Below are 11,153 nucleotides of genomic sequence, written 5' to 3'. Positions count from 1 at the left end.
GTATTTCACCTCTTCTTTCGGATTTTTTGCACTAATACTTCACCAATATTTTCTAAGTCTTCTACATAATCTACTAAACTAGTTTTTTCTGCTGCTTGAGGCATACCATAAACTACACATGTTTCTTTTGACTGAGATATAGCAATGGTTCTAGGATGTCGTTTCTTTATATGTATCATGCCATTTGAACCATCACTACCCATCCCGGTCAAGATAACTGCAAGAGGATGACAATCCTGTACATTAGCAATCGATTCAAACAATACATCTACAGATGGTTGATGTCCATTGACTGGCTGTTCGTGTTTTACTTCTGCATATAATCGGCTGTGGATCTCTTTTACCCTAAATTGACTTCCGCCCGGTGCTAGATACACTTTACCATTCTCTATTAAATCTCCATTTTCCACTTCTTTGACTGTTACATTTGATAATTTATCGAGACGTTCAGCCAACGATTTGGTAAATCCTTTTGGCATATGCTGAACAATAACAACCGGTGATGGAAAACCAGCTGGCAATTTGGTGATAACTTGTTGTAATGCTCTAGGTCCCCCTGTTGAAGAACCTATCGCGACAATCGGACGATTACTTGTAATAGGTTTATAGCTTTTCTTTTGAATAGAGGATGACGTATTTATGGATAACTTGTAATTAGCACGTGATGCATGCTCTACTTTTTGAACTATCTCTGATTCAACGTCTTTAATATTTAAAGATATTGATCCTGAAGGTTTTGCGATAAAGTCAACAGCACCGTAAGACATTGCCTCTATCGTTTTATCTGCACCAGATTTCGTTAAACTGGAAAGCATAACAACAGGTGTTGGCACCTTTTTCATGATTTCTTGTAACGTTGATATTCCATCCATTAGCGGCATTTCTACATCTAAAGTAATAACATCAGGTTTTAATTCCATCACTTTCTTTAACGCATCTTCACCATTTCTTGCCGTAGCAATTACTTCTAAATAAGGAGAAGAATGGATAATATCTGAAATCATTTTTCGCATAAATGCTGAATCATCAACGACTAATACAAGTTTTTTGTTCATAGATTTCTACCTTTCTGTAATTAATCTTCTGAGTCTGTTTAGAAATCCTGAATCATCTGATTTTTTTGATGGTTCCGGTTCCCCTAGATAATGATTGGTGACATGTTCGATTGCCACTGATGCTTTTGATTTAGGGTTATATATAACAAAAGGTTGCTGTGCTAATACAGCATCTGTAACAGCTGAATCATCAGGGATTGTTCCAAGTGGTACTACATCATGGTCTAAAAAACGTTTCACAGCGCTATTCATACGATTCATGATATCGATACCCTGTTTTTTACTTTTAGAACGATTAATAATTAGATGAAACTTTGTCGGTTGTTGTAATAAAACATGCTTTATCATGGAATATGCATCTGTCATGGATGTTGGTTCTGGAGTTGTTACAAGAATACATTCATCAACAGCTAAAATATAATGGATGGTTTCTCGCGTAACACCTGCCCCCATGTCGAAAATAATATAGTCATATTCTCTCAAAAGCAGTTCTAATTGCTCAAGGAAAAATTGCAATCTTTCCTCATTAAGATAGAAAATATGATCTTGTCCACTACCCCCCGCAATATAATGAAGTGATTTTGGACCTAGTTCTATAATATCATATATCGACAATTTATTCTCGAACAGATTAATAATAGAATAGTTAGAACTTTTACCTAACAGAATGTCAATATTCCCCATGCCAACATCCAAGTCAAATAATAAAACTTTTTTACCTTTGCTAGCTAAGGATAAAGAAAAGTTTAAAGCAATATTAGACTTCCCTACTCCTCCTTTACCACTTACTACAGCTATAGTTTTTGCGTGGTAATGACTGTGAACTCCTCTTAATTTTTGTCTTAGCTTTGCTGCTTGATCAGCCATTTTAATCACCAACTATTAATTTTCCAATTTGCTCTATGGAAGTTTCTTCAATGTCATCAGGTACATCCTGACCGTTTGTTATATACGCAATACCCATTTTATATTTCAAACACAAATTTAATATAGGACCATAAGTAGTTGTTTCATCCTTTTTAGTTAAAATAAGTTGTTTGATTGGTATATTATCAAATTGTTGATAAATCTCTTCTAGGTCCTTTGCCCTTGTAGTTAATGAAAGGACTAGATACGTATTGACCTCGTAGTTTAAATCAACAATTTTACCTAATTCTTTGATATATTTTTCATCTCTGAAATTTCTACCGGCTGTATCAACAAAAACATAATCATAATCTTTAAACTTTTCCTTCGCCTTTTGATAATCATCCAGATTGTATGCAATTTCTATTGGTACATCTAAGATTTTCGAATACGTCTTTAGTTGTTCAATCGCAGCAATTCGATACGTATCCGTTGTTATGAACGCTACTTTTTTTTGGCGATTTAACACGCAATGTGCTGCTAGCTTGGCTATCGTTGTTGTTTTTCCGACTCCTGTAGGCCCAACCAAATGAATAAACTGTTTATCAAATATTTCTCCACCAAAAGTCCCTTTGTTTGCTATGCGGTGTTTTACTTCAAAAGATAACTGGACCCACACTTTACTTTCTCCTATCTCATCATTATTAAACCTTGCTTGTATAGAGTCGGTTAAGTCGTAAGCAATCTCCTGATCTACTTCTTGTTTAATTAGATGGTCGTAAGCTAACTGATATGGCATCTGGAAACTCGAATCTTTCGTTGCATTCTTTTGCATCCATTGCTTCATTTCTCGTAACTCTTGTAATACATTATCTTGATTAGAACTTACGACATTAGATTTGGAATCAGTTTTAGGTTCTGCTACTTTTTTATGCGTAACATGCTTTTTTTTTGGTAACTTTGTTTGATCAATTGCCGCTAAAACTTCCATTTTTCTTTTTTTGAATAGCCCCAAAAAGCCACCTTCATGTATGACTTTTGAATTTAATATGACAGCATCTGGTCCTAATTCTTTTCTCACGACTTGCATCACTTCTGGCATTGTTGCACCCTTGAATTTTTTTACTTTCATGCTACGTTCACCACCCCGATGCTTTGAATTTCTGCAGTTGGTTCAATTTCATTATAGGACAAGACATTCACGTGTGGATAAAAGCGATCTAGTAATTGTTTAAAATACATTCGAATTGTTGGTGAGCATAAGATGACTGGTGTCTCTTCCTGTAAACTTATGTTCTCTACATTTTCTGAAACAGAGTGAATTACTCGTTGTTGTGTATCAGGATCCATCGCTAGATAACTGCCATGCTCGGTTTGTTGTATATGCTCGGCAATTAATTTTTCCACTTCACCTGAAACAGTTATCACTTTTAATTGCTGCTTACCTTGCACAATATCATTGGTAATTTGAACGGATAATGATTGTCTTACGTATTCAGTCAGTAGATCTGTATCTGTCGTCATTTTAGCAAAGTCTGCTAATGTTTCGAAAATAACCGGTAAATTTTTGATAGATACATTTTCACGCAACAACTTAGCTAATACTTTCTGAACATCTCCAACTGCTAATGGATCTGGTGTCACTTCTTCAACCAAAATTGGATTAGACTCTTTTAAATGATCTATTAATTGTTGGGTTTCTTGTCGACCAATTAACTGGTGTGCATAACGTTTTATTAACTCTGTAATATGTGTGGAGACTACAGACGGAGGATCTACAACAGTGTAACCAGACATTTCCGCATCATCTCTTACCTCTTCCGTAATCCATTTAGCTGGTAAGCCAAATGCCGGTTCTACAGTGTCAATACCTTCTAATTCATCATCCTCAATACCTGGACTCATAGCTAAATAATGATCTAGTAATAATTCACCTTTAGCTATTTCATTTCCCTTTATTTTAAGCCGATATTCATTAGGATTTAACTGAATATTGTCTCGGATTCTTACAACTGGAATGACTAATCCTAATTCAATTGCTAATTGGCGTCTGATCATGACAACACGATCTAATAAATCTCCACCTTGATTAGAATCAGCTAAAGGAATTAGTCCATATCCAAATTCGAATTCGATTGGGTCCATGTTAATTAGACCAACTACATTTTCCGGTGACTGCATTTCTTCTGATTCTGACTCATCTATTTGTTCATCACTTGGTGCTTCTTCTACTTGCGTTTTTCTCGATAACAGATAAGCACTAATAATTAATATAGCAGCGATCATCGTTGTCAGAACAAAGTTAATTGGTGTTAAACCTAAGAAGAAGATGGTACCACCAGCAACATAAAGCAGCGTCGGATATCTAAGTAACTGTTTAGTAACATCTGCACTTAGGTTGCCATCAGAGGCAACTCTAGTAACAACAATCCCGGTAGCAGTCGATATAAGTAGTGCTGGGATTTGACTTACTAATCCATCCCCAACAGTTAATCGCATATAGGTGTCAATTGCTTCATTAAAACTTAATCCTAGTTGCGCCATACCGATAATGAGTCCAAAAATAATATTAATCAGTACAATAATTATACCGGCAATGGCATCACCTTTAACGAATTTACTAGCACCATCCATCGCTCCATAAAAATCTGCTTCATGTTCAATTTTTTCACGACGATCTTTCGCTTGATGTTCATTGATCATTCCGGCATTTAAATCCGCATCGATACTCATTTGTTTACCTGGCATTGCATCTAATGTAAAACGAGCAGCTACTTCGGATACACGCTCACTACCCTTGGTAATAACTAAAAATTGAATAATAACTAAAATAACAAATACAACAAAACCTACCAAAGGATTATCTCCGATAACAAAAGTACCAAATGTTTCAACGACACCACCTGCATCAGCCTCTGATAAAATCGATCTAGTAGTTGAAACATTCAAACCCAACCGAAATAAAGTTAATAACAAAAGTAAGGAAGGAAAAACAGAGAATTGTAATGCCTCTGTTGTATTCATAGAGACTAAAATCACGATTAATGCTAGAGATATATTGGTTAAAATTAATATACTTAATAACCACCCTGGAAGAGGAATAACTAACATAATAATAATAGATATAACACCAAATAAAACGGAAAAATCTCTAGCTTTCATCTTCTTACAACTCCTTTACGTGAAACACACAAACATTCTTATATCTTCTTTTGAATTCGATAGACATAAGCTAAAATTTCCGCTACAGCTTGGAAAAATTCTTCACTTATGATTTCATCAATCTCGACTTGATCATATAATGCTCTTGCTAAAGGTCGATTTTCTACCGTCATCACATCATGATTTCGAGCGATATCCTTGATTCGCATCGCAACAAAATCGACACCTTTTGCAACAACATATGGCGCATCTGCCTTTGATTCGTCATACTTGATTGCAATCGCATAATGAGTTGGATTGGTGATAACAACATCTGCATTAGGTACTTCACTCATCATTCTCTGCATCGCCATTTGTCTTTGCTTTTCTTTTATTTTTGATTTGATTAATGGATCACCTTCAATATTTTTATGTTCATCTTTCACGTCATTTTTAGACATTCGGTTTTGCTTTTCAAAATCGTATTTCTGATAAGCATAATCAATCACCGAAATAATCAGCAAACCAATGGCCGCTGCAACCCCCATTTGGATCGTCATCTGTCCGAAGAAAGCTAATGCTCCATTAACCTCTTTATCAACTAACATCATCATCTCATCGCGGTTGATCCATATGATAGAAAATGTAATCACACCAACAACTACAATCTTTAATAAAGATTTTACTAACTCCACCAATGCTCGTGCAGAAAATATTCTCTTTGCACCTTGAATGGGATCAATTTTATTTAATTTCATCTTTAGCGGTTCTGTGGTATACAAAAAGCCAATTTGCATAAAGTTGGAAGCAAGCCCTGCTACAATCGCAATTAGCATAATTGGTGCGATTGCTATACTAATTTGGGACAGAACATCTAATAACATGTTGAAAAGTTCTTCTTCTGTAAGATCTTGATGTATATATTCTGTAAATGATTTGCTATACATGTCTGTCATCGTTCTTTTCAGTAAATCACCTGTCACCATAAGAATAATGAACACAAAAAATAGTAAAATGGCTGTATTTACATCTTGACTTTTGGCAACTTGTCCTTTTTTACGTGCATCTAGTCTTTTTTTCGGAGTGGCTTTTTCGGTTTTTTCACCTGCGAAATATTGAAGATCAAGCCGTAATTTCATCAATTAAGCACCTCCGAACATTTGAATAAGACTTTGCATCGTTTCTAACGTATATTGAAAAAGTTGCTTCACGATCATCATATAAAATGTTACAAACATAAATAGTACAGCAAATGAAACAAATATTTTAAGCGGAAGCCCCACGACAAAAACATTTAGCTGCGGAACGGTTCGTGCAATAATACCTAACGCTACATCAACTAAAAACAAGCAACCTACAATCGGAAGAGCTAATTGAAAAGCCATGACAAACATTTGGCTGAAAGTTCTTAGAATAAAATCCAAATTATTAAATTGAATAAACTGATCTAACGGAAGCTCATCAAAGCTATACATCAGCCCGTTAAGCAGTAGGTGATGACCATCAACTGATAATAAAAACAACAGAGCGATCGTATAAAAGTATTGTCCTATTAATGGACTTTGAGCTCCTGTTTGTGGATCAACAACATTGGCGATCGCGAATCCCATTTGAAAATCGATGAAGCCACCTGCAATCTGAATGGCAGCTAATATTAAATAAGCGATTAAACCTAGTAATAAACCTATGATTGCCTCTTTCATTATCAGTAAAATATACATGCCATCAAATGCAAGCTCAGGAATCTCCAGTGTATAAAACATGATCCATGCTATAAAAACACCTATACCAATTTTTAATTGTGTTGGTATATTACGATATGAGAAGATCGGCACGGTTGCAAAAAAAGCCACTACTCTCACTAAGATTAAAATAAATGCTGGGAAACGATTGATATCTATTAACTCAAACATAGCTTATCTCACAAACTGATTCAGATTTTGAAATAAATTTGCTGCAAATTCTACCATTGTTGATAGCATCCAGGGTCCAAATACGATAATACCTAGTAAGACAGCAACAATTTTCGGTATAAATGCAAGTGTTTGTTCTTGGATTTGGGTAGTAGCCTGAAAAATACTTACTAATAATCCTACTACTAATGCCAGTATTAGGATCGGCCCAGCTACCATTAAAATTGTAAATATCCCCTGCTCGGCTAATGAAACAACAAATTCTCCACTCACTATCAGTATCTCCTCTCAAACTATGTCACAGTGGTAAGAAACCATCTAATAATGAATGTGTAATTAAATACCACCCATCTACTAGAACAAACAATAATATTTTAAATGGTAATGAAATCATCACCGGAGGTAACATCATCATCCCCATAGACATTAAGACACTTGCAACTGCCATATCAATTACTAGGAATGGAACAAATATCATAAAACCCATTTGAAAAGCTGTTTTTAGTTCACTTATTGCAAAAGCTGGAACTAATGTCGTCAAGGGAATATCTTGAACTGTTTCCGGTCTATCTATTTCTGCATAGTTCATGAATAATGCTAAATCTTTTTCCCTTGTATGCTTGGACATGAACTCCTTAATCGGGACACTTGCATTATCATAGGCTTCTTCTAAAGTCATCTCTTCCTCGAATAACGGCTGTAATGCTTCCTCATTTATTTCTTGAAATGTAGGTGCCATAATAAAAAATGTCATAAATAAAGCGAGACCAATCAACACTTGATTTGGTGGCATTTGTTGGGTCGCTAATGATGTTCGAACAAATGATAATACAATCAAAATTCTAGTAAAGCTGGTCATTAATATTAATATACTAGGAGCCAATGAAAGAACAGTTAATAATAAAAGTAACCGAACAGATGTAGATATACTCTCAGGATCTGAGCTAGAGAAAACATCAATGAGGTTTATGATCATTTTTTTGACTACTTTCTTTCAGTTTTTGATATACTTTCTTTCTTCCTTCTTTCATTGTATTTAGCTCCTTGTTAAATAGCGAACTGAAATTTTGATTGCTATTTTTTGATGGCTCTGCGGGTTGTTTAGTTAGTTTCGCTTTAAGTTTATCTAAAGAATCACTTGTTTCTTCTTGTTTCATTAATTGTTCCATTGTTTCAGGGTCAGTAATTTCCATTAATAATTCAATATTATCTGCAACGCCAATGACATAAAAGCGATCGCCAATTTTTATCGTTTGAATCGATTTATTAGATCCAACAGTTATACCACCATAATTTTCAATAACTTGATGCTTTTTGAGAAAGCCATTTTTTTTTCGTGCATACTTCGAAATCAGTACAATCAAACCAATAACAATTGCTAAAGCGAAAATGAGTTTGATGAAACTCCCTATAAAACTGGGAGAATCAACAGCAGAATGTTCCTCATCTGTAACAGCTTCGTTATCGATCTCTTCCTCTTGTTTTATTTCCTCTTGATTATCAAACATATCATTTACCATTCCACTAGCTACCAAATTAACTGGTGAAGCCCAAACTAGAAGACACATAAATAATAGGCTTATTAGTAATTTCAGGTTAATGCCAATCACCTCATTAACCTAAAACTTTTGAAATGGCTTCAATTACCCGATCAGCTTGGAATGGTTTTACGATAAAGTCTTTTGCACCTGCTTGAATCGCATCAATTACCATCGCTTGCTGTCCCATTGCAGAACACATAATTACCTTAGCAGCTCCATTGATACTTTGAATTTCTTTTAAAGCAGCAATTCCATCCATTTCTGGCATTGTTATATCCATAGTTACTAAATCAGGTTGTAATTCTTTATATTTTTCAACAGCCTCTTGACCATCCTGTGCTTCTCCTACTACGTCATATCCATTCTTTGTTAAAATATCTTTAATCATCATTCTCATAAAAGCAGCGTCATCTACGATTAATACTGTTTTAGCCATATCTATCAATCCTTTCATTTATCTATTTTAATTGTTTTAATCTATCTTCTTTACTTACTATATCTGTTACTCTTACACCAAAGTTTTCGTCAATTACTACGACTTCACCTTTAGCTATAAGTTTTTGGTTGACTAATATATCCACTGGTTCACCTGCTAGTTTATCTAATTCCAGAATGGAACCAGAGGATAATTCTAAAATTTCTTTTACAGTTCGTTTCGTTCTTCCTAACTCGACCGTTACTTGTAAAGGAATATCCATTAATAAATCCAGATTTCGTTTCTCACTTTGTTGTAATGGCACATCCTCAAAATTGGAGAAAGAAGCAGCTTGGACTCCTTGGTTGGCTCCTGCTGATTGGCTTCCTAATTGTTTCGGCTGATGTGGTTGAGCATTTGCGTGTGATTGAGGCATCGAAGTTTGTTGTTGTCCTGGTTGATTATTAGGAACCGATTCAGCCTCATTATTTTGATTGATTTCCGCCTTAGCTGTTTCCGACTCATCAATCGTTTTGTTATTTGATTCATCTGGTTTCTCTGGTACATTTAATAATTGATCCACTAAATCTTTAGCGAACGTAACAGGTAATAACTGCATAATTTTTGAATCTACTAACGTTCCAATTTTTAATTGAAAGGAAACCTTGATTAAGACATCCTCATCTGGTGTTAAGGATTCTGTTTCTTCTTCTGTAACATCCATAATAGATGTTGTTGGAGGTGAAATATCCACCTTCTTATTAAAAACAGTAGACATGCTAGTAGCTGCAGTTCCCATCATTTGATTCATCGCTTCTTGAACAGCACTTAAATGGATATCATTTAACTCCTGAGATTCAGGATCACCATTTCCACCAAGCATAAGATCAGCAATAATAGCTGCATCTTTTGATTCCAGAATAAATAAATTTGCCCCACTGAAACCTTCTGTATATTTCACTTCTATTCCAACATATGGTACAGGAAATTCTTCCTCTAATTCACCTTTATGAAGAACACTGATGATAGGGGTTGTAATCTCTACTTTTTGATTTAATAAAGTTGATAGCGTTGTTGCAGAGCTACCAAAAGATATATTTCCAATTTCTCCTAAAGCATCTTCTTCTATAGATGATAGGTATTCATCTGTGGAAGGAGCTTCATTTGAATTCACATCTTCATTGGTATCATCAGAGCCATTCAATAATGCATCTATTTCATCTTGGGATAACATTCCGTCATTCATCATCTTGATCCCCTCCCTTAATTTCGTCTAATACTTGTACTGCTATCTTTTGTTTTTTCTTTCCTGGTTGAACGAGAAATTTAGGCTCTTGACCAACTTGTAATGTTAATGCTTGATCAATACTTTTATCCAGTACAACGGTATCGTTTATTCCAAGGAATAAAAATTCTTCTAATGTAATGGATGCTTCACCTAATATAGCAGTCATATCCAAGGTTGTTTGCTTAATATTTTGAGAAATAGATTCATATTCTTCTGGTTTTCTTTCCTTGGAATTTTCATTTTGCATCCAATAATGAACAGATAACTTTGGAATAATCGGTTCGAGTACTACGTGAGGGATACAAATGTTAATCATACCGCTACTATCACCAATTGTAGTATCCAAGGACACTACAACAACTGTTTCATTAGGAGAAACTAGTTGTAAAAATTGCGGGTTGACTTCAAAGTCTTCCAGCATTGGGTCAATATTAACTACGGATCCCCAGGCTTCTTGAAGATTGTCTAAAGCTTTTTCAAACAGTTGTGACATAAGCGTTGTTTCAATTTCAGTTAAATTATCAATCTTATTAACACTGCTTCCTTTCCCACCGAGCATACGATCTAGCATGGCATAGGCTATGTTAGGATTGAACTCAAAAATTATTCTTCCATCTAATGGTTCCACACTGTAAACATTTAGAATTGTTTTTGTTGGAATGGATCGAATGAACTCTTCATAAGGAATTTGATCTACCGAAGCAACAGCAATGTGTACATAATTTCTTAACTGTGCTGAAAAATAGGTTGATAACAACCTAGCAAAGTTATCATGAATTCTAGAAATACTTCTTATTTGATCCTTAGAGAATCTTAGTGCTCTTTTAAAGTCATATACTTTTACCTTTTTATCTTTTTCTTCTTCTTTTAGTTGATTGGCATCCATTTCACCAGATGATAAAGCTGATAGTAAGGCGTCAATCTCATTTTGCGAAAGAACTTCATCTGCCATTT

General features: G+C 34.9%; 12 protein-coding genes. All 12 read right to left on the bottom strand.

Annotation, left to right across the window (positions count from 1 at the left end; genetic code table 11):
* Nucleotides 1–5 precede the first annotated feature (5 nt).
* The 12 genes from GI584_RS11160 to fliM all read right to left on the bottom strand — a co-directional run bounded on the left by GI584_RS11160 (nucleotide 6) and on the right by fliM (nucleotide 11,151).
* Nucleotides 6–1,055 (bottom strand): protein-glutamate methylesterase/protein-glutamine glutaminase, encoded by a 1,050-nt coding sequence (locus tag GI584_RS11160; protein WP_100360606.1) that lies wholly within the window; start codon nucleotides 1,053–1,055, stop codon nucleotides 6–8.
* 6 nt (nucleotides 1,056–1,061) lie between these two features.
* Nucleotides 1,062–1,922, bottom strand: a complete 861-nt coding sequence (locus GI584_RS11155; protein WP_153791278.1) for a MinD/ParA family protein — start codon at nucleotides 1,920–1,922, stop codon at nucleotides 1,062–1,064.
* Between the two features lies 1 nt (nucleotide 1,923).
* Complete coding sequence (gene flhF, locus GI584_RS11150) at nucleotides 1,924–3,033, bottom strand: flagellar biosynthesis GTPase FlhF (RefSeq protein WP_153791277.1); 1,110 nt, start codon at nucleotides 3,031–3,033, stop codon at nucleotides 1,924–1,926.
* Nucleotides 3,030–5,063 (bottom strand): flagellar biosynthesis protein FlhA, encoded by a 2,034-nt coding sequence (flhA, locus tag GI584_RS11145; RefSeq protein WP_153791276.1) that lies wholly within the window; start codon nucleotides 5,061–5,063, stop codon nucleotides 3,030–3,032. The genes flhF and flhA overlap by 4 nt, the downstream gene beginning before the upstream one ends.
* A gap of 38 nt (nucleotides 5,064–5,101) precedes the next feature.
* Nucleotides 5,102–6,181, bottom strand: a complete 1,080-nt coding sequence (flhB, locus tag GI584_RS11140) for a flagellar biosynthesis protein FlhB (protein WP_100362490.1) — start codon at nucleotides 6,179–6,181, stop codon at nucleotides 5,102–5,104.
* Between the two features lie 3 nt (nucleotides 6,182–6,184).
* Nucleotides 6,185–6,955: a flagellar biosynthetic protein FliR gene (gene fliR / locus GI584_RS11135; RefSeq protein ID WP_100360610.1), complete on the bottom strand. Its 771-nt coding sequence runs from the start codon at nucleotides 6,953–6,955 to the stop codon at nucleotides 6,185–6,187.
* 3 nt (nucleotides 6,956–6,958) lie between these two features.
* On the bottom strand, nucleotides 6,959–7,228 hold the full coding sequence (gene fliQ, locus GI584_RS11130; protein WP_100360611.1) for a flagellar biosynthesis protein FliQ: 270 nt from the start codon (nucleotides 7,226–7,228) through the stop codon (nucleotides 6,959–6,961).
* A 25-nt stretch (nucleotides 7,229–7,253) separates the two neighbouring features.
* Entirely contained in the window at nucleotides 7,254–7,931 is a 678-nt protein-coding gene (gene fliP / locus GI584_RS11125) for a flagellar type III secretion system pore protein FliP (RefSeq protein WP_407647404.1), read from the bottom strand.
* Nucleotides 7,912–8,475: a flagellar biosynthetic protein FliO gene (locus tag GI584_RS11120; protein WP_194842183.1), complete on the bottom strand. Its 564-nt coding sequence runs from the start codon at nucleotides 8,473–8,475 to the stop codon at nucleotides 7,912–7,914. The genes fliP and GI584_RS11120 overlap by 20 nt, the downstream gene beginning before the upstream one ends.
* Before the next feature lie 94 nt (nucleotides 8,476–8,569).
* Nucleotides 8,570–8,932: a response regulator gene (locus GI584_RS11115; protein ID WP_100360613.1), complete on the bottom strand. Its 363-nt coding sequence runs from the start codon at nucleotides 8,930–8,932 to the stop codon at nucleotides 8,570–8,572.
* A 22-nt stretch (nucleotides 8,933–8,954) separates the two neighbouring features.
* A complete protein-coding gene (gene fliY / locus GI584_RS11110; RefSeq protein ID WP_153791274.1) occupies nucleotides 8,955–10,160 on the bottom strand; it encodes a flagellar motor switch phosphatase FliY in 1,206 nt (401 codons plus the stop codon).
* Entirely contained in the window at nucleotides 10,150–11,151 is a 1,002-nt protein-coding gene (gene fliM / locus GI584_RS11105) for a flagellar motor switch protein FliM (protein WP_100360615.1), read from the bottom strand. The genes fliY and fliM overlap by 11 nt, the downstream gene beginning before the upstream one ends.
* Nucleotides 11,152–11,153: the final 2 nt, after the last annotated feature.

It is taken from the genome of Gracilibacillus salitolerans (assembly GCF_009650095.1).
GTDB lineage: Bacteria > Bacillota > Bacilli > Bacillales > Amphibacillaceae > Gracilibacillus > Gracilibacillus salitolerans.
This window is presented reverse-complemented; position numbering and strand designations above follow the sequence as displayed.